The organism is Aliiroseovarius sp. xm-d-517 (assembly GCF_013283135.1).
In the GTDB taxonomy this organism is placed as follows: Bacteria; Pseudomonadota; Alphaproteobacteria; order Rhodobacterales; family Rhodobacteraceae; genus Aliiroseovarius; species Aliiroseovarius crassostreae.
In genome coordinates this window covers 2,231,278-2,250,684 of sequence record NZ_WBXT01000001.1, presented here as the reverse complement: position 1 = coordinate 2,250,684, position 19,407 = coordinate 2,231,278, and the positions used below count along the sequence as shown (strand labels likewise).

Annotated in this window: 20 protein-coding genes; 7 read left to right on the top strand and 13 right to left on the bottom strand. The window is 56.8% G+C overall.

Going from position 1 to position 19,407, the window contains the following annotated elements:
* The 5 genes from XMD517_RS10895 to XMD517_RS10875 form a co-directional block, all read right to left on the bottom strand.
* Positions 1-1,167 carry a nucleotide sugar dehydrogenase gene (locus XMD517_RS10895; protein ID WP_173487822.1) on the bottom strand — a complete coding sequence of 389 codons (1,167 nt, stop codon included), beginning with the start codon at positions 1,165-1,167 and terminating at the stop codon, positions 1-3.
* Positions 1,168-1,331: 164 nt separating this feature from the next.
* Positions 1,332-2,720 (bottom strand): phosphomannomutase, encoded by a 1,389-nt coding sequence (locus tag XMD517_RS10890; RefSeq protein ID WP_173487823.1) that lies wholly within the window; start codon positions 2,718-2,720, stop codon positions 1,332-1,334.
* 21 nt (positions 2,721-2,741) lie between these two features.
* Complete coding sequence (locus XMD517_RS10885; protein WP_173487824.1) at positions 2,742-4,178, bottom strand: mannose-1-phosphate guanylyltransferase/mannose-6-phosphate isomerase; 1,437 nt, start codon at positions 4,176-4,178, stop codon at positions 2,742-2,744.
* A gap of 245 nt (positions 4,179-4,423) precedes the next feature.
* Positions 4,424-5,152: a hypothetical protein gene (locus XMD517_RS10880; RefSeq protein ID WP_173487825.1), complete on the bottom strand. Its 729-nt coding sequence runs from the start codon at positions 5,150-5,152 to the stop codon at positions 4,424-4,426.
* Positions 5,100-5,384 (bottom strand): hypothetical protein, encoded by a 285-nt coding sequence (locus tag XMD517_RS10875; protein WP_173487826.1) that lies wholly within the window; start codon positions 5,382-5,384, stop codon positions 5,100-5,102. Before XMD517_RS10875 ends, XMD517_RS10880 begins: the two co-directional genes overlap by 53 nt.
* Positions 5,385-5,567: 183 nt before the next feature.
* On the opposite strand from XMD517_RS10875, the gene XMD517_RS10870 reads away from it, so the two are divergent.
* The 3 genes from XMD517_RS10870 to XMD517_RS10860 all read left to right on the top strand — a co-directional run bounded on the left by XMD517_RS10870 (position 5,568) and on the right by XMD517_RS10860 (position 8,042).
* Positions 5,568-6,050 (top strand): hypothetical protein, encoded by a 483-nt coding sequence (locus tag XMD517_RS10870; RefSeq protein WP_173486285.1) that lies wholly within the window; start codon positions 5,568-5,570, stop codon positions 6,048-6,050.
* A 140-nt stretch (positions 6,051-6,190) separates the two neighbouring features.
* Complete coding sequence (locus tag XMD517_RS10865) at positions 6,191-6,829, top strand: ribonuclease HII (RefSeq protein ID WP_173487908.1); 639 nt, start codon at positions 6,191-6,193, stop codon at positions 6,827-6,829.
* 112 nt (positions 6,830-6,941) lie between these two features.
* Positions 6,942-8,042: a site-specific DNA-methyltransferase gene (locus tag XMD517_RS10860; RefSeq protein ID WP_173487827.1), complete on the top strand. Its 1,101-nt coding sequence runs from the start codon at positions 6,942-6,944 to the stop codon at positions 8,040-8,042.
* Positions 8,043-8,263: 221 nt separating this feature from the next.
* Here XMD517_RS10860 and XMD517_RS10855 read toward each other — a convergent pair whose 3' ends face one another.
* Positions 8,264-9,403 (bottom strand): alkane 1-monooxygenase, encoded by a 1,140-nt coding sequence (locus tag XMD517_RS10855; RefSeq protein ID WP_173487828.1) that lies wholly within the window; start codon positions 9,401-9,403, stop codon positions 8,264-8,266.
* A gap of 415 nt (positions 9,404-9,818) precedes the next feature.
* On the opposite strand from XMD517_RS10855, the gene XMD517_RS10850 reads away from it, so the two are divergent.
* Entirely contained in the window at positions 9,819-10,502 is a 684-nt protein-coding gene (locus tag XMD517_RS10850; protein ID WP_173487909.1) for a sugar transferase, read from the top strand.
* A gap of 2 nt (positions 10,503-10,504) precedes the next feature.
* Here the strand turns inward: XMD517_RS10850 and mutY are convergent, their stop codons facing one another.
* Positions 10,505-11,578, bottom strand: a complete 1,074-nt coding sequence (gene mutY, locus XMD517_RS10845; RefSeq protein ID WP_173487829.1) for an A/G-specific adenine glycosylase — start codon at positions 11,576-11,578, stop codon at positions 10,505-10,507.
* An 81-nt stretch (positions 11,579-11,659) separates the two neighbouring features.
* Here mutY and XMD517_RS10840 point away from each other — a divergent pair, with 81 nt between their 5' ends.
* Both XMD517_RS10840 and XMD517_RS10835 read left to right on the top strand, forming a co-directional pair.
* Positions 11,660-12,178, top strand: a complete 519-nt coding sequence (locus tag XMD517_RS10840; RefSeq protein WP_259773431.1) for a DUF721 domain-containing protein — start codon at positions 11,660-11,662, stop codon at positions 12,176-12,178.
* 6 nt (positions 12,179-12,184) lie between these two features.
* The gene (locus tag XMD517_RS10835; protein WP_173487830.1) at positions 12,185-12,838 is read left to right on the top strand and encodes a DsbA family protein; all 654 of its coding nucleotides are present in this window, start codon (positions 12,185-12,187) and stop codon (positions 12,836-12,838) included.
* 110 nt (positions 12,839-12,948) lie between these two features.
* On the opposite strand, the gene XMD517_RS10830 is transcribed toward XMD517_RS10835, so the two are convergent.
* The 6 genes from XMD517_RS10830 to XMD517_RS10805 form a co-directional block, all read right to left on the bottom strand.
* A complete protein-coding gene (locus XMD517_RS10830; RefSeq protein WP_173487831.1) occupies positions 12,949-13,455 on the bottom strand; it encodes a murein L,D-transpeptidase family protein in 507 nt (168 codons plus the stop codon).
* Positions 13,456-13,551: 96 nt separating this feature from the next.
* Positions 13,552-14,775, bottom strand: coding sequence for a class I SAM-dependent RNA methyltransferase (locus XMD517_RS10825; protein ID WP_173487832.1), 1,224 nt, complete (start codon positions 14,773-14,775; stop codon positions 13,552-13,554).
* On the bottom strand, positions 14,772-15,917 hold the full coding sequence (locus XMD517_RS10820; RefSeq protein WP_173487833.1) for a CCA tRNA nucleotidyltransferase: 1,146 nt from the start codon (positions 15,915-15,917) through the stop codon (positions 14,772-14,774). Before XMD517_RS10820 ends, XMD517_RS10825 begins: the two co-directional genes overlap by 4 nt.
* The gene (locus tag XMD517_RS10815; protein WP_173487834.1) at positions 15,914-16,513 is read right to left on the bottom strand and encodes a CoA pyrophosphatase; all 600 of its coding nucleotides are present in this window, start codon (positions 16,511-16,513) and stop codon (positions 15,914-15,916) included. Before XMD517_RS10815 ends, XMD517_RS10820 begins: the two co-directional genes overlap by 4 nt.
* Positions 16,494-17,498: an Hsp33 family molecular chaperone HslO gene (locus XMD517_RS10810; protein WP_173487835.1), complete on the bottom strand. Its 1,005-nt coding sequence runs from the start codon at positions 17,496-17,498 to the stop codon at positions 16,494-16,496. The genes XMD517_RS10815 and XMD517_RS10810 overlap by 20 nt, the downstream gene beginning before the upstream one ends.
* A gap of 114 nt (positions 17,499-17,612) precedes the next feature.
* Positions 17,613-18,881 carry a PP2C family protein-serine/threonine phosphatase gene (locus XMD517_RS10805; protein ID WP_173487836.1) on the bottom strand — a complete coding sequence of 423 codons (1,269 nt, stop codon included), beginning with the start codon at positions 18,879-18,881 and terminating at the stop codon, positions 17,613-17,615.
* Positions 18,882-19,086: 205 nt separating this feature from the next.
* Between XMD517_RS10805 and XMD517_RS10800 the strand changes: the two genes are divergently transcribed.
* Complete coding sequence (locus XMD517_RS10800) at positions 19,087-19,398, top strand: Hpt domain-containing protein (protein ID WP_055192922.1); 312 nt, start codon at positions 19,087-19,089, stop codon at positions 19,396-19,398.
* Positions 19,399-19,407: the final 9 nt, after the last annotated feature.

The window sequence follows — 19,407 nt, the reverse complement described above, 5'->3', positions numbered from 1 at the left end:
TCAGTCGGCACCGAACAGATCGCGGGTGAACACCTTGTCCTCGATATCGCGAATGTCATCCGTCATCCGGTTGGCAAGCACCACATCCGCCTCGTTCTTGAACGCATCGAGATCCCGGATGACGCGGGAGCCGAAAAAGGTTTCCTCCTCCAGCACCGGTTCATAAACGATGACCTCAATCCCCTTGGCCTTGATCCGTTTCATGACCCCCTGGATCGAGGATTGGCGGAAATTGTCGCTACCAGCTTTCATCACCAGACGATAGACCCCAACCACCTTGGGCTCTTTTTGCAGGATCTGTTCTGCCAGAAAATCCTTGCGGGTGCGGTTGGCGTCAACAATTGCGCGGATCAGGTTTTGCGGCACTTCGGAATAATTCGCCAGAAGCTGTTTGGTATCCTTTGGCAGGCAGTAGCCCCCATAGCCAAAAGACGGGTTGTTGTAATGCCCGCCAATCCGAGGATCCAAGGACACGCCATCAATGATCTGGCGTGTGTCCATTCCCCCGGCGATGGCATAGCTGTCCAACTCATTGAAATAGGCCACCCGCATGGCGAGATAGGTATTGGCAAACAGCTTGATCGCCTCGGCTTCGCGCGCATCCACGAACAGGACCGGCACATCTTTCTTCACCGCGCCCTGCAACAGGAGGTCAGCAAAACGCGCCGCCCGCTCTGACCGCTCCCCCACGATGATCCGCGAGGGGTGAAGGTTGTCATAAAGCGCGCGCCCTTCCCGCAGGAACTCGGGGGAAAAGATCACCTGATCCGTGTTCAGCTCTTCCCGTATCCGTTCGACATAGCCCACGGGAATTGTCGACTTGATCACGATCGTCGCCCGCCGGTTCACCGCAATCACATCCCGCACGACAGCTTCGATTGAGCTGGTATCGAAATAATTGTCCTTGGGGTCGTAATTGGTGGGCGTGGCAATGATGACGAAATCTGCATCCCGATAGGCTTCGATGGGATCAACCGTCGCGCTGAGGTCTAAAGGTCTGTGCGCCAGAAACTCTTCCAGTTCCGCATCCACAATCGGACATTGCCGCGCATTCAGCATGGCCACGCGCTCGGGTGAGATATCCACCGCCACCACTTCGCAATTCTGTGCCAACAGCACCGCGTTTGACAGCCCAACATAGCCAATACCCGCAACCGCAATCTTCATAATCTGGATCCTAAACCGTTCTCATGCGGCAGTAGCCCGCCACCAGCAGCCCCTAAAGCGTTTCGACTTTAACCAAAGACAGGGAAAAGTTGAAACACTGTCAGAGATATCTATGTCGTAGGCGTTTCAGAATAAACATGTGCTGCCGTTTATCCCGAAACGTCTTATGAAGACAACAGTTGGCGCAGCAAGTCCACCTTCTCGGCTAATAACGACAAATCCCCACAGGTTTCTACATTTAACCTCAAAAGTGGTTCCGTGTTTGACCGGCGCAGGTTGAGCCGCCACGCCCCGAAATCAAGGCTCATCCCGTCGGTATCGTCCCGCCTGATCGCATCCGCGCCAAGGGTCTGCTCCACACGGGTAAGCGCCTGATCGGCGTTTTCCACCCGGAAATTGATCTCTCCCGATGACGGGAAAGCCGCGCGCCGCGCACGGATCAGATCGGCGAGCGGGACAGATTTGCGGGACAGAAGTTCAATCACCAGCAACCACGGGATCATACCGCTGTCACAGGCCATGAAATCACGGAAATAATGGTGGGCGGACATCTCACCGCCATAGATCGCGCCCGTGTCCCGCATCACCTGTTTGACAAAGGCATGACCGGTCCGGGCCATGATCGCCTGCCCTCCGGCGGCATTCACCAGATCCTGTGTGTTCCAGATCACACGCGGGTCATGCACAATCGTTGCGTCAGGGTCTTTGCTCAGAAAGCTTTCAGCCAACAGCCCCACCACATATTCCCCCGGCACAAACTGGCCTTCATGGTCAAACAGAAAACAGCGGTCAAAGTCTCCGTCCCAGGCAATTCCCAGATCAGCCCCCTGCGCCAATACCTCCTGCGCGGTGACCGGCTGGTTTTCAGGCAAAAGCGGGTTGGGGATGCCGTTTGGAAAGCGGCCATCGGGCTGGTGATGCATCCGGCAAAACCGGACCGGCGCCCCCGCATCGCTCATGGCTGTGGCAATTGCGTCGAAACTGGGCCCGGCAGCCCCATTGCCCGCATTGACCACCACTTTCATCGGCGCAAGCTGCGAGACATCGACGAAAGACAGCACCTTTTGCACATATGCCGCCCGGGTAAGCTCCGCCTGCGAGGCATCGTGGCACCCACCGGGCAGGTCGGCGGTAAACTCCCCTCGTTCTGCAAGGGTTTTGATCCGGGCGAACTCCTCTTGCGGATCCAGCGGCGCGGCCCCTGCCTTGACCATCTTCATCCCGTTATAATCCATCGGATTATGCGATGCGGTCACACAGATCCCACCATCTGCATTGTGGAAGTCAGTGCCGAAATAAACCTCTTCGGTGCCGCAAAGTCCCAGATCAACAACCGTGACACCCGCCCGCATCAACCCTTTGCAAACAGCACCAGACAGCGCGGTGGAGGACGCCCGCGGGTCATGGCCCAACACAACCTTTTTGGCCTGCAGGACCTGTGCGAAGGCGCGGGCAATACGCTCGGCCACCCCCTCATTCAGCTCCTCCCCCAACCGGCCCCGAATATCGTAGGCTTTGAAACAGGTCATGGGGTGAAAAGCGGATTGCGTCATGTTCAGATCCCCGGCCAAATCTCAGCCCCTGGCCCCCTGGCCACGCGCATAAACATCATCAAAGCGCTGAATGTCATCCTCACCCAGATAGGCCCCGGTCTGCACTTCGATCAGGGTCATCGGCACCTTGCCCGGGTTTTCCATTCGATGCCTGACCCCCAGCGGGATATAGACCGACTGATTCTCCGTCACCAGCTGGACCTGATTGCCGATTGTGACCTGCGCAGTGCCCTGCACCACAATCCAGTGCTCGGCCCGATGGTGATGCGATTGCAGGCTGAGCGAGGCACCAGGCTTGACCACAATCCGTTTCACCTGAAACCGATCCCCTTGGGCGAGGCTTTGGAAATGGCCCCAGGGGCGGTGATCCATCGGAAACTGCTCTGCCTGAGCCGCGCCTTTTGCCTTCAGCAGGGTGACCACCTCTTTGACATCCTGCCCCCGTGATCGGTCTGCCACCAGAACCGCATCCGGCATGGCAACCGCAATGATGTTGTCCAGTCCGATCCCGACCAGTTCCAGCGCATCATCTTCGGATCGCAGCAGGCTGGCACGACAGTCAATTGCGTCTGCATTGCCATGCGTCACCACACCGTGTTCGTCCGCCTCACATTCCCGCATGACCGCGTCCCAGCCGCCAAGATCACTCCACCCTGCAGAAAAGGGCACAACTGCCAGGTTGTCCGCCTGTTCCATCACCGCATAGTCAATCGAAATATCTCTGACCTCGGACCAGGCGGTGGGATCAAGACGCAAAAAGCCCAGATCCGGCTCTCCCTCCTCCACGGCGGCCTGAACCGGCGCGATCAGATCGGGGGCATGCAGACGATAGGCTTCGAGAATGGTGGAAACTGTGAACAGAAAAATCCCGGCATTCCAGAGAAACCGCCCATCTGCCAGCATGTCTTCCGCCTTGGCCGCATCAGGCTTTTCCACAAATGCCGTCAGATCAGAAAGCCTGACACAGTTCCCCGGCACCTGTGGCAGTTCGAGATAGCCATACCCGGTCTCCGCATGGGTTGGTTTGATCCCGAAGGTGACCAGCTTGCCGCGCATGGCCCCCTCTACCCCCGCTTCAATTGCCGCCTGAAACGCGTCAGTATCCGGGATGACATGATCCGACGGGGCCACCAGCATCAGCGCATCCGGGTTTTCTTTGTGCAGCAACATGGCCGCCGCCAAAACGGCTGGGGCCGTGTTGCGCCCGTCAGGTTCGATCAGGATCGCGCCGGGATCCACCCCGACCTCAACCAGTTGCTCGGTGACGATAAAGCGGAAATCCGAATTGGTCAGCACCACAGGACGTGCAAATTGCGGCCCGGTCAGACGCTGGACCGACATTTGCAGCAGTGATGTCTGCCCCATCAGTCGGGAAAACTGCTTGGGGTAAGATTTCCTGGAAAGCGGCCAAAGACGTGTGCCCGACCCACCACATAACAACACCGGAACGATCTGCATTCAGACCTCCTTGCCGAAAGCCCATCAAGACAGCCTCGAACCAATGTCGCCAGTCCGAAGACCCAGACGCAACACTCGTCCTAAGCGTGATATTTCCATAATTAAATACAACCTACAAGATATCCACCCCTATCTCCGAAACGCACAAAAAAAACGGGCGGCAGGAGGACCCGCCGTCCGCAAAAGGCCCGAAGGCCAGATCAGAGGAGTTGCTTAGATACCGTTTGCAATAAGCGCAGGTCCTGTCAGACCATCTGGATGACATCCTTGTCGATCGACAGCATGTAGCCGCGCCGTGCAATGGTCTTGACCAGCAGCTCGCTCATCATCTGGTTGCCCATGGCGTCACGCAGCCGCTTGATCCGGGTGGCCCCGGCGGCCTCATCACAATCCGCAGCGTCACGGCCCGATATCAGCCCTTCCAGCTCAGACCCCGACAGAACATCGTCATCCATGCGCGCCTCGGCAAGGGCAGACAGGGTTTCGATCGCCGCCTCGGTCAGTTTCAGTTCCATATTGTTCAGATAAACCGTGCGCTCTTCACGCGAAATCAGAAGCGAATTGACCTGAATGCCAGCCCGTTCGATTTCCCCCATCCGGCGATTAAGTCCGATAATTGTCACCAGGAAAACCAGCGCCGCGATCAGCATGGCAGAGGCAAAGAGCAGCAGGACAAAGATCACCATGCGATAGCTGGTCAGCGTGTCGGAAAAAGCCGTGCCCGACTGGGCCAGAATTTCCAGCAGCTTGATTTCGGCCCCTGAAGTCAGATTGTCATTCTCGATAAAAATCCGCTCAACCCGCGCATTGAACGCGTTGGCATCAGGCAGGCTCAGAAACAGGAACACGGCCGCCATCAGCAGAATTGCAACAATTGCCGCAACCCCGGCCACGACCACGGGGGACGCCCCCTTGCGCGCCTCAGTAGCGAAGGAAAAATTGTCCGGCACTGTCTTTCCTTTCCGCAAGCCCATCCGTATCAAATTGCGATACCACATTCAAAAGCACCCATCCATGGCGGGCCAGTCGCGCGGCCACCTGTTCGCGCGCGTTTGAGCTGTTCGTGCAGGCGCTATCCGGCAGCTCCATCACACCATAATGCAGTTTCAACGGGTCATCCCGTTTGGCTTTGTAATCGACATAACACGCGGCCTGAGCCGGAAATGCCATGGCCACAAGGGCAAGGGAATAGAGGATCTGTTTCATGCCGAAACCATGCGCGGACCTTATGGGATATTCAATATCAAACAGGAGAATCGCACCCCGTTATCCGATAACCACGCGCCGATATCGCTTGTCCCGCCGCGCTCCGGGCAGGCTTGGGTCATGACCCGCGCATCCTTTCAAAGATGCCCCCGAAGATCCACTGACCCCGATAAGGAGCCCCCCATGACCCGCATTGCCCTGCCCTCAGTCAACCGCTTCCTGATGATGCCCCTGCTGGTTGCCGCCCTCAGCCTGAACCCGGTCTCTCTCGCGCCGTCTTTTGCCGGATCTCGTGATAATAATGATGAAATTGGCGCGTTGATTGCCGCCCTGCTTGGGTTGGCCGTGGTGGGGGCGGTGATCTCCAACGACAATAACGATGATCGCCGGCGCCCCTCTGTTGATCACGACCGCTATGACGACAGATACCGCAGGGATCCGAAATACACGCTCCCGCGCCAATGCCTGCGCAGCTTCAAGACCCAGTTTGGCAAGAAACGCTATTGGGGGCGGAATTGTCTGAAAAAGCGCTACAACCACGTGCGTTCGCTGCCCAGGGCCTGCCGGGACACGGTTGTGGTGAAGAACAAGAACGGTGTCTGGGTCTCGCGCAAAGTTTATCACCCCCGCTGCCTGCGCGAAGCCGGCTATCGCAAACGCCGCTGATCCGTTTGGTAAGGAAGGCGACCACCCATCCATTCCGTCGCCTTCGCATGACCACCCTTTCCGGTCATGTGCAACTGGCAGAGACCTCGGTCTCTGCCTTTTTTCTTGCGAAATCCCATGAGATCAGTCACGCCATCCCCATGACCAAGACAATTCCCGACTATAGTTTCGAACAGGCCGCCCACGGGCGCGGGTTTTGCCGCGTTGCCGGTGTGGACGAGGTGGGCCGTGGCCCGCTGGCGGGCCCGGTGACGGCTGCCGCTGTCATTCTCGACCCAAACCATATCCCCGACGGGCTGAACGACAGTAAAAAGCTGACCGCCAAAAAGCGCGAGGCGCTGTTTGCAGAAATTCTGAACCTGGCGGATGTGTCGATTGCCCATGCCACGGTCGAAGAGATTGATGAGTTGAACATTCTTTACGCCAGCCACCTGGCGATGGAACGTGCGGTTGCGGGCCTGTCCACCCCAGCCGATCACCTGTTGATCGACGGCAATATGGCACCCAAGGGGCTGACAATTCCAAACGAAACTCTCGTTAAAGGCGACAGTCGGTCCGTGTCGATAGCCGCCGCATCCATCGTGGCGAAGGTCACCCGCGATCGCATCATGGTGGATTTGGCGCAACAGTTTCCCGGATATGGATGGGAAACAAACGCAGGCTATCCGTCAAAAATCCACAAGGAGGGGTTGGCCAAGCTGGGGATAACCCCACATCATAGGCGTTCGTTTAAACCGATCCACAACATCTTGTATCAACAGAAAAATGTAATGGGCTGATTCAAAAAAGAATTTGACCCGTTATCCACAAGGCCTCATCTTAGACGGTAATGAATGAGCGCAAAAATGCGCCGTCTAAAGAGCGCAAATAGCGCCGGTACATGAGGCAGAAATGACAACCAAAACCAAAGCAAAGGCGGCTCTCGAGCTGCCACTCAATGAGATATTGGCGGGTGACTGCATCGAGGTGATGAACAGTCTTCCGGAAAACTCCGTTGACCTGATTTTCGCCGATCCCCCCTATAATTTGCAATTGAAAGGCGAGCTGCATCGCCCCGACAATTCCAAGGTGGATGCGGTTGATGATCATTGGGACCAGTTTGACAGTTTCAAAGCCTATGACAAATTTACCCGCGCCTGGCTGAAAGCGGCCCGCCGTGTGCTGAAACCCAATGGTGCGATCTGGGTGATCGGATCCTACCACAATGTCTTCCGCATGGGGGCCGAGCTGCAGAATCAGGGCTATTGGATCCTGAATGACGTGGTCTGGCGCAAGTCAAACCCGATGCCGAACTTCCGCGGCAAACGCTTTACCAACGCCCATGAGACAATGATCTGGGCGTCGAAATCCGAAGGCGCGAAATACACCTTTAACTACGAGGCCCTGAAGGCCCTGAATGAAGGCATCCAGATGCGCTCTGACTGGGTGCTGCCGATCTGCACCGGGCACGAACGCCTGAAAGACGAAAACGGCGACAAGGCCCATCCGACCCAGAAACCTGAAAGCCTGCTTCATCGCGTTCTGGTTGGCTCGACCAATCCCGGTGATGTGATCCTTGATCCGTTCTTCGGCACCGGCACCACAGGCGCCGTGGCCAAAATGCTTGGTCGGGATTTCATTGGCATCGAACGCGAAGAAGCCTATCGCAAAGTGGCTGAAAAGCGGATTTCCAAAGTGCGGAAATTCGACAAGGAAGCGCTGCAGACCACCCAATCCAAACGCGCGGAACCACGTGTGCCCTTTGGCCAGCTGGTTGAGCGTGGCATGTTGCGCCCGGGCGAGGTGCTGACCAGCCCGCGCGGCAAGACCGCCAAGGTGCGCGCAGACGGCACGCTGATTTCCGGCGACGCCCGTGGGTCGATCCACCAGGTTGGCGCGGCACTGGAAAGCGCGCCGAGCTGCAATGGCTGGACCTACTGGCACTTCAAACAGGATGGCAAGAAAGCCCCGATCGACGTCTTGCGCCAGCAAGTGCGCGCCGAGATGGTCTGACGCCACCATTACCCCAAAAACAAGAATAACTCGGGCGCGCTTTGGGGCGCCCGGATAACGATGTACCGCCGTGCTGTGGCAAAATCCACGGCACACATAACTTGCCCCGCTCTTCGTGAGCGGGGCTTTTTTTACATGTCAGAAAAGGGGCGCTGCCCCTCGCCTCTTCGAGGCTCACCCCGAGGTATTTTCAGCAAGAAAAAGAAGCCCGGAGCGCGCGCTCAGCGGATCACCGGTGGCGGCAGATCACCACGTTTGTAGGGGGTCCAATCCTCAATGTCCGGGTAATATCTTTTGCGCCAGGCGCGCACACGCGGGTTCATGCGGCGGCGCCAGAGCGGAGGAATCATCGCCATCATTGTCATGACCACATAGCCAAAGGGCAATTGTGGCGCGACGTCATCGGGATAGGTCTGCAGCAACGGGAAGCGGCGCGCGGGTTTGTAATGATGGTCCGAATGGCGTTGCAGGTTGATAAACAGCCAGTTGGTTGCCTTGTGGTCGGCATTCCACGAATGATGTGGGCGCACGGGTTCGTATTTTCCCTCTCCCAGATGGCGGCGGGTCAGGCCATAATGCTCCACATAATTGGTCAGTTCGAGCTGCCAGACCGCAACCAGCGCCTGAAACAGGAAAAGGGCCACGCCCAGCGCGCCGCCGACAAGACCGGCCAGCAAAAGGGCGAGCGCCTGCAGGATGGCATACCTCCAGAACGGATTTCTGGCATTCCAGACCGATAGGTTGCGACGCGCAAGCATCGCTTTTTCCGCAGCCCAGGCAGATCGCGGGCTTTCCCGCAGAACCCTGAAAAAGAACCTGTGGAACCCCTCGTTATATTTTGCCGTCACCGCGTCGCGGGTGGTGCCCACATGCGGGTGATGGACCAGCAGATGTTCGGTTCTGAAATGGCTATAGAGGACGGTGGCCAGTAACAGGTCAGCCAGCCAGCGCTCCAACCTATTGGACTGATGCATCAATTCGTGGCTATACACGATGCCGATTGTGCCTGACAGCACCCCCACGCCAAAGAACACCCCGAACTTTTCAGCCACAGACAGGTGATCCGCTTCGATCACATAGGCCAGCATCCCGTAAATCAGCACCAGTTGAATGGGAAACCAGATCATGGTGATCAGGCGGTACCAGAGCAATTGATCGTCCGGCGTTTCAGGGTCGGGATTTTCGGTATTGCGCCCCAAAAGCGCGTCAAGACCGGTATATAACCACCAAGTTCCCAGAGGCGGCAACAAAAGAAACCACCCTCCCTGTGTTGCCGATACCCAGACCAGCAAGGGCAGCAGGATTGATATTCCAAACGGGGCAGCACGCCGAAAACTGGCAACTGTCTGAGCGGGGACCATGGCAAGTTCCTCTTTCATTGCACAAGGCTTACGCCTGAACGATTTCAAGCACAAGCATCGCGGCACGGTGCGATCCCGACTTTGGGGTTTGTTGCGAGGCAGAAACGCTCAGCATCGTTAATTTCCTGTGCGCACCTTGCCGCGTTTCGTTGGGAAAATAGGAACCCCACCTCAGATTTATTGCTTTCACCAGAAGAGGCCGAAGGGGAGAGCGAAGAGTCACCTAAAATCCAATAGTTTAACCTCTGTATTGAGTGCTGGAAAAAACCACACGCACAACCAAAAGGCATGTTTATACAATTTTAATCACCTTTAACGTTTCATTAGTGCTTTTTTGGGTTTAACTATTAGGCAACCAATTAATCGTGCTTCCTGTCTAAGTTCCAAGTCTCCTTTTCAGCTCCAGGGTCATCTTGTGAAAGACTTCGGTTACAAAAATTCGCATGACAAACAGCGTGAAGCCGCATCGCAGACCGGCACGCTCAGACCCTATCGCACAATTGGGAAAAGAGGTTTCGACATTCTATTGGCGCTTTTCCTGCTACCCGTTCTCGCACCTATCATTACACTTTTCATCCTTTTGATCCGGCGGGACGGCGGGCCGGGGCTCTACTCACAGGAACGTATCGGCCTCAAAGGCCAGCGGTTTCGCTGCTGGAAATTGCGAACAATGGTCCAAGACGCCGAACAGCGGCTGGAAGAACTATGCGCCCTGGACACGGGAATTGCCCGTGAGTGGCGCGAAAAACAGAAGTTGGAAAACGATCCACGCATTACCCCTATCGGGCACTTTCTGCGCGCAACCAGCCTTGATGAACTGCCGCAGATCTTCAATGTCCTTTTGGGGGATATGAGCTTTGTCGGGCCCCGCCCATTCATGGCCAGTCAGGAACCACTTTATCGAGAGGCGGGGGGGACGGCCTATTTCTCTCTTCGCCCCGGTATAACTGGCCCCTGGCAGGTGGCGGCGCGGGGACAATCAGATTTTCTGGATCGTATCCATTTCGATCAGAACTATCTCGAACAACACTCACTTGGCTATGACCTGAAACTGATGCTGCAAACCATCGGTGTTGTGGTGCAGCGCACTGGTCATTGATTTCAGGAAGACGGGCTCGATTTGGCAGCACCATCGCGCTGAACAAGATCATAAGCCTTTCGCATGACGGTCGGCAGGTCCGCTGGGTGCAGGTGTTGAAACTCCCCCCGCTCGGGTTGAGTGCTCATCGGCACTTCCGCCACCCGCAGGGAAAGATGCAGATGAAAATGGGTAAATGTATGCCGCACTTGCGCACCGGGGTCATGCCATTCCCCAGACAGGGGCGGATCTTCCAATGGTGCTTCCCCCCATTCAGCCCCAGGCCAGCCCAGCATTCCTCCCAAAAGACCCTTTTCCGGCCGACGCTCCACCAACCAGGCGCCATCTTCACGCCGTGCAAGATACGCTATACCGTAACGTGTTGGTTTCGGGGGTTTCTTTCGCTTTCGGGGCAGATCTGAGGCCAGACCGGAACACCGTGCCTGACATGCCTCGCGCCAGGGGCAAATGCCGCAAGCGGGGTTTTTGGGCGTGCAAATGGTGGCCCCCAGATCCATCACCGCCTGCGCATAGTCACCCGGACGCCGATCAGGGGTAAGCCGTCCGGCCGCGGCCTTCATCTCTGGCTTGGCGTCCGGCAGAGGGGTGGTGATTTCAAACACGCGCGCCATCACCCGTTCAACATTGCCGTCAACCACCACGTCCGGCTGGTCAAACGCAATCGCCGAAATAGCCGCAGAGGTATAGGGTCCGACACCGGGAAGTGTCTCTAACTCTGCCCGTGTTTGGGGAAATTTCCCCCCTCTATCCGCCACGACCCTGGCGCATTTCAGCAGGTTTCGCGCGCGGGCGTAATAGCCAAGCCCTGCCCATTCCCCCATCACCCGTTCATCCTGCGCACCAGCCAAGTCCTGCACGGTTGGCCATAGGGTCATAAACCGGGTGAAATAGGATTTCACTGCCGCCACGGTGGTTTGCTGCAGCATAATCTCCGAAAGCCAAACCGCGTAAGGGTCCGGCACCACCCCGGCTGCACGATCCTCCGGACCAACCCGCCAAGGGAGAACCCGTGCATGACGGTCATACCACGCCAGAAGATCGGCAGGTTTCGGCTCACCCTCAACCACGTCACACATCTGTGACCCCCCTTGTTTGCTTTCCGCTGGCATTGCATGTTTAAGCACCTAAAATAAAGACAAATGAGGAAGTTGCCAGCCGTGACCAAACCCGTCACAGAAAAACGACGCAGACGCGGGTTCGAACGCACATCGAGCCTGCTCACCGCCCGCATTCGCAAGGCGGGTGAGGCGCGCGGTTTTTCAGTGACGCGGGTGCTGACCCATTGGGCCGAGATTGTCGGGCAGGAAGTTTCGGCGATTGCCCGACCTGTGGATGTGTCTTACGGGCGCGGCGGCATGGGGGCGACCCTGACCGTATTGACCACCGGGGCGCAGGCGCCGATGCTTGAGATGCAGAAGGAACAGCTGCGCACCCGTGTCAACAGCTGTTACGGCTACAACGCCATTTCCCGCATTCGCATCACCCAGACCGCCGCCACCGGATTTGCAGAGGGGCAGGCACAATTCACCCCAGCCCCGCCCGCTAAGAAAACGCTCGATCCAGACGTCAAAAATCAGATCAGAAACTCAACCGCTGATATCGGAGATGAGGGTCTGCGCGCTGCATTAGAGACGCTGGGCCAGAATATACACAGAAAACAGAAACCAAGAGGCTGAGACCCGATGAACCGTTTCCTCCCCATGATTGCCGCTGCCGCCATCGCTGTCGCAGGTGGTGCTTTTTTCATGTCCCAAAACCAATCTTCCCTTCCGGGCATTTCCATGGCCGTGGCGCAGGACGCGGACGTCATGCCTGCCAAGGACATCGTGTTGGGCAACGAAGACGCCCCGGTGACCGTGATTGAATACGCCTCCTACACCTGCCCGCATTGCGCCAACTGGCACACGGACAGCTTCAAGAAGCTGAAAAAGGATTATATCGACACCGGCAAGGTGAAGTTCATTCACCGCGAAGTCTATTTTGACCGCTTCGGTCTTTGGGCCGGCATGATTGCCCAATGCGCGGGAGAAACCCGGTATTATGGTATGACCGACATGATTTATTCGGGTCAGAAGGATTGGATTGGCGAAGGGGATCCGGCCACCATCCTCGACAATCTGCGCAAAATCGGGCGCACCGCAGGGATGACCAATGAAGAAATGGAAACCTGCCTGACCGACGAGAGCTTTGCCCAGAGCCTGGTGGCGGCCTATCAGCAGAACGCCACCGCAGATGAGATCCGCGCCACCCCGACCTTTATGATCGGCGGCGAGAAATACTCGAACATGTCTTACGAGGATTTTGCCGCCAAAATTGAAGAGAAACTGGCGGAATAAGGTCTTTTGTCCATTCGGTGGTAGAGATCTCACCACCACAAAATAAAAGCCGCGCTGGTGACAGGGCGGCTTTTTCATTTGATCCTTCCGGCGCGGTCATCAGCCCTGCCTCATGGCAGGATGTCAATCACCGTGCCATCGTTGACCATCACCCAGATCTCTTCGATCTCACGGTTCGAAACGGAAATGCAGCCAGCTGTCCAGTCCGCGCCTTCGGGGTCAATCCCTTTGCGTGGCCCACCGTGAATAAAGATATCCCCGCCAGGATCTCGCCCCTGGGATTTTGCATAGGCAATATCGCGGGCGTTCGGATAGGAAATCCCAAGACTGAGGTGAAACGTGCTACGCGCATTTCTGCGGTTGATGTGATACCGACCTTCCGGTGTCTTCCCATCCCCCTGAAACTGCTTGTCACCCGCTGGGGTAAAGCCCAGGTCAATCTCGTAGGATTTCAGAACGTCCCGTTTGTGCAATAGATATAGTTTCCGATTGCTCTTCGACACCACAATCTGGGTCACTTCTGGCCCATCATAATGGCGAAGAGTTTTGGTTTTTGCTCCGCAAGACGCCGTTACCATCAGGCTAACGGCTGCCAGAACTGCAAAGATCAATCGCATGGATGTTGCCTGTTATTTGCCCGGGTGTTTTTCCTTGGCATACCGCATTCCCCCACCTTTGGGCAACATCAATGCAGCCTCTGGACCCTATCGCAGTCAGATCCTGCGAAAAGACGCCGCCAGTTCAACATGGGGGGACCAACGGAACTGATCAACCGGACGCACCCAAGCCAACTGATACCCCGACGCCACCAAAATCTGGGCATCCCGGGCAAAACTGACAGGGTTGCATGAGACCATGGCCACCTGAGAAACCTCGCATTGTGCCATTTCCCTTACCTGCGCGAGGGCTCCTGCCCTGGGCGGGTCAATCACGATCGCGTCAAAGCGATTAAGTTCATCCGGCAAAAGGGGACGGCGAAACAGATCCCGGGTTTCGGTGGTAACCTGCTTCAATCCAGAGGCCCGCCGCCATCCAGCATCCAAGGCCTTCATCATCGCTTCAACCCCTTCCACCGCATGGATCCGGGCGCGACCCGCAAGGGGCAGGCTCAAGGTGCCCGCACCCGCGAACAGATCCACGATGGATGCGGCCTGCGGAATGGCTTCCTCAACCGCCTCAACCAGTGCCCGTTCACCTTCCAGGGTCGCTTGCAGGAATGCACCGGGAGGAGGGGCCACCTGCGCCGCTCCGAATTGCTGCAGGGGTAGCGATTCACTCGCAATGACTTCGCCATCCCATGTCAGGCGGGCAAGGCCAAATTCATGCAATACTTGGGCAAGATCAGTCTCTAACCTGCGCTCCAGTGACTTCCCACCCGTGACAGAGACATCCACCCCACCCAGCGTTTCTACCAGATTGACAGAAAGTTCGCCCTTGCGTGATCCTCCCGTCCTCGCCAGCGCCTCAATCGCGGGAAGCTGCGCAAGCAGCGTCGGGGACAGCAATCGACAATCATGAATTGACGAAATCACACCTGAGCGACGCCCATGAAATCCGGCAACCACGCCCTTCTTGCCGCGCCGAACGGACAGGGTTGCACGGCGCCGCGAACGCTCCGGCGAGGTGATAATCGGGCGGATATCAGTCTCTAACCCATGCGCAGACAGGGCATTTCGCACCACATCCATCTTCCATTCCGCCACAAATGGATCGGAGGCATGCATCAATGCACACCCCCCACAGCTATTGTAATGCGGACAAGGAGCTTTGACCCGGTTTGGTGAGGGCGTCACAATGCGCGGGGCTTCAATCCGGTCGTCCTGCACCTCTCCACTCACCTCTTCGCCCGGGAGGGTTCGGGCGGCAAAAACCGGTCCGGCGGCGATGCCATCGCCAAGGTGGCCCAAACGTTCGATCAGATGTGTGGTGGCGCTCATTTCAACAGCTCCTCGCGGGTGAGTGTAAAATCCGATGCAATCCAACGCGCTTCAAGGGCTTTGATGTGTGCGCCCAGCTTCGGCCCCGTGTAGTCCGGCATCAGATCTGCAGGTTTGACGGGAAACACGGCACGGGCGCCCCGTGATATTGCGTTATCCGTATTCGGCAAAAGAGCCTGCCCCATCATTGCGGCGCGCAGCAAGGCCACGTCATTTGCTATGTCAGCCCCATCCCGATAGGCCAGCTCCGACAGGGACGTCGATGCCCCCATCTGGTCACGCAAAACAGCGTAACGGCGGGCATCTTTGCGCGACAGCCGCAGGCGATCCTCTGGGGCCTCCCCCCCAAGGATTGCGAGGCGGCGCATTGGATCTGGCGCCCTGTTCCCTTCCAGATGCACAAGAACGGCAAGATAAGTCGCCTCTGCCCCGGGCAAAACAGACCCTAACACACCGCAACTTGACATTAACGCGACAGAAGGTGCGGGATCCGGCGCGGATAGGAGCTTGCGCATCTCTGCACCAACTCGCTCCTTGGACAAAGCCCCTAACCCGCCCAGATTTTCTGCAATCGCCGACAGCGCCTCAACATCCGGCCCTTCCGCCACATCGCCGTACCAGGCATGAAACCGGAAAAATCGTAGAATGCGCAGGTAGTCTTCGCGGATACGCTGCCCGGCATTGTCAATGAACCGCACGCGGCGCGCCAGAAGGTCGGGCAATCCGCCAAGCGGGTCAATCACCCGCCCGTCAGCGTCTGCATAAAGCGCATTCATGGTGAAATCGCGGCGATGTGCGTCTTCTTCCATCGTGTGGGCAAAAGCAACCACTGCACGGCGGCCATCCGTTTCCACATCTTTTCGATAGGTGGTGATTTCAAAACCTTCGCCGTCAACCACCACGGTAATGGTGCCATGCTCAATGCCAGTCGGCACCGATTTCAGACCGGCCGACCCGGCCAGTTTCAACACTTGATCCGGCAGGGCATTGGTGGACAGATCTAGATCGGAAATCGGCTCTCCCATCAGGTCATTGCGCACACACCCCCCTACAAAATGCAGCGCAAACCCTGCCTCGGAAAATATATGGGCGAGCTGTTGTACGGGCGCAGACCGAAACCAATCCCCTTGCAACCGGGTCATAAAGCCAACCTTTCCGCAAGCGCACGCAACATGCGCGCCGTTGCCCCCCAAATGTAATAGGGGCCGAACGGGACGGTTTCATAATACCGGATGCGCCCCTGCCAGATCCGGCCCTGTTTCGCATATTTCGCCAGGTTAGAGACATGTTCGAACGGAACCGTGAAAACCTCTTCGACCTCACCACGCTCTGGCACCACCTCAAATGGTCGGGTGACAAGCCCGAGGATCGGGGTCACGGTGTAGGAGGTGACGGTTTCATGGGGGGGCAGTTCGCCAATCAGCTCTACCGCATCACGCGGCAGGCCGATTTCCTCCCAGGCTTCCCGCAGGGCTGCGGCCGCGGGCGATTTATCCTCCGCATCGATCTTTCCGCCAGGAAAAGCAATTTGACCGGGGTGATGTTTAAGGTGAGAGGCGCGTTTGGTCAGGATCAGTCGCAACGCGCCCTGTTCATGAACCAATGGCACCAGAACGGCAGCGGGGCGCAAACTGCGCCCCGTAGGTGGTCTGATATCCGGGTTGAGGTCAAAATCGGAACTGCCGCCACCAGAGTGGCCCAAGGCAGTTCGAATGCGATCAATCTCTGACGTCACCATCTGGTCCTTTGGCATCTTTGCCGACAGTCTTTGGATCAAGATCATAATGCGCACCACAGAATTGACAATCAGCGGTCACACGCCCTTCCTCCGTGGTCATGTAGGCAATGTCTTTTTCAGAGTAGATCGACAGGCTTTCACGGACACGATCTTCGGAACAGGTGCACCCAAAGCGGATCGCCTGCGGTTCAAAGATCCGCGGCGCCTCTTCGTGGAACAGACGGGTCAGCAAGTCGGTCGGCGCGACGGACGGCCCGATCAACTCGAGCTCCTCCACCGACGACAGCAGGATATTGGCGCGGTTCCAGTTTTCCTTGTTGTCCTCAGTGATCAGATCGTCGGCAACCAGAAGACCGTCTTTGCCTGAACCGCCATCTGGTGACACGTGAGAACCCGCCTTTGGCATATGCTGCAACATGACCCCACCTGCGCGCCAGCTTTCCTGACCACCGGCCCAGGTGGATTTTCCAAACGTCAGATGGAAACGGGTCGGCAATTGTTCCGATTGGGCAAAGTAGGTCTGCGCGCAGTCAGACAAGGAACTGCCCACCAGCGGAGTCATGCCAGTATAGGGTTTCTTGCCATCACCCTGGTCAATCAGGACCGCAAAAAAGCCCTTGCCGATTTGCCCGAAAGAAGGTGCCTCATTCGACAGGCGCTCTTCATCAAAGCTGGCATAGGCGCGAATCATCGCCGGCTCACCCTCTTTCGCGGGGGCATAGTAATCTGTGGCGATCAGGCGGGCCGGCCCATCCCCCCGGATCTGAAGAGACAGTTTCCAGCGCAATTTTATGGTTTGACCGATCATCGCAGTCAGCATCGCTGCCTCAGCCACCAATGCCTCGATTGCCGGAGGGTAGTCATGTTGCGACAGGATCGTGTCAAGCACACCATCCAGACGCAGCACACGTCCCCGCACGTCACAATTGTCCAGTTGGAAGGGCAGGATGGTATCATCCCAGGCAATCAGGTTTCCTAGTGTCATCGGGCTATCCACGGCTGAGCTTTCGGCAATTCGTTTGCATACCGCGTCTATATGGTCGCGGCAACCGTTGGAAAAAGAGGGAGCGCGCGAATTATTTCGCCAATCCCCCAAACATCAACGCGTTTGGCCCTTGTATTCAATCACTGCCATCGACAAGTCATCACCGAATTCCCGGCTGCCGCAGTAATTATCCAGCTCCCACACCAGCCCATCCAGAAACAGCTGCCCTTTCAATGAGGCATTGCGTGAGATCATTCTTTCAAACCCCTCTTCCTCCAGCATCTGGTCCTTCTCATTCTCCGCTTCGGTAAATCCATCCGAATAGAACATGAGCCGGTCGCCCGGTTCGAGAGCGATTTCAAAACGCTCATAGCTGCTTCCCCGGATCAACCCGATCGGCAAACCGCCCTGCCCAACATATTCCACACTGCCATCTGCGCGCAGCAACACGGGGTTTGGATGGCCGCATTGGGTGAGCTTCAACACACCTGTATTCAGGTCGAGATAGGCGAGAATCATGGTGAAGTAATGCTCAGTAGGCATATCCTCCAGCATCATGGTATTGAGCAGATAGGCCACTTCTTCCGGATCACGCAGGCGCAATTTCCCCCGCAGGCCCGTGGACATGGTGATATTCTGCTCAGGCGATCCATCCGACAAATATGATGCAAGGCGGGCCGTCAGAAGCGCAGAGGCAATCCCGTGGCCTGACACATCAATCGAGTAAATCGCGACGGTATTCTCATCAGCCTGAAACATCCCGACAAGATCGCCGCCCACATGCCCACAAGGCTGCAACAGCAAGCTGATCTCCGAGGACCCAAAATCACGAAACCGTTCACGCACCAAAGATTGCTGCATGTTGCGCGCTTCGATCAGATCCCGATCAATGGAGTCGTAAATTGTCTGGATTTCAGTAAGGGTTGCGTTGACCAGCCTGTTCTTTTCCTGAAGCTCCCGCTCCATGGACATGATCCGGCCACCGGCATTGATCCGGGCCCGCAACTCCTCGGCATTGACGGGTTTATTCAGGAAATCATCCGCCCCGACATCCAGCCCCTGCGCCACCGCGCCCTTTTCGCTTTTGGACGTCAGAAGGATAAAATAGCCATACTTGTCTCTCTCCATCGCGCGAAACGCCTGACAAAGCTCCAGGCCATCCATGCCCGGCATCATCCAGTCAGACAGGATCAGGTCGATATCTTCCGTGGCAATCTTCTCCAGCGCTTCCTCACCGGATCCGGCTTCAACAACGGTAAACCCCTGACGTTTGAGGGTTGAGCTTACAATCATCCGCTGCGCGCGGCTGTCATCCACGACCAGAACAGTGTTGACGGAGGCCTCCCCCAAGGCTGCGCCATCTCTGACAGCAGAGTTGATCATATCTGGATTTATAGCAGATTTTGCCACGGGTTACCCTTCATCGCCATTGCGAGTCGCTTACATTCCTTTCAGCCATAGCCCCCAGAGATTTAACGGCGGTTTAAATTTAAAATTTGCAGGAAATTTGCTGTCACACTAACCCCAGCTTAACCATCACCGGCTATTCAAGGCGCAGTATCAACGATTTATTTCTTATGAGGGCAGGATGATCAGCTGGGATCGCGTCGCGGAATTGAAAGCAGAGATCGGCGAAGAGGATTTTGCCGAGGTAGCAGAGATGTTCCTGATGGAGGTGGATGAGGTCATCGACCGGTTGCGCAACAACCCCGACCCGTCACAATATGAACAGGACCTGCATTTTCTGAAAAGCTCTGCCGTGAATCTGGGCTTTGACGCCCTGTCAAAACTATGCGGAGACGGCGAACAGATGGCAGCCCGCGGCATGGCCGCCGATGTTGATCTCACGCCGGTCTTCGATACGTATTTCGCCTCAAAAGAGGTGTTCACCGCGCACTGAAATCAGCGT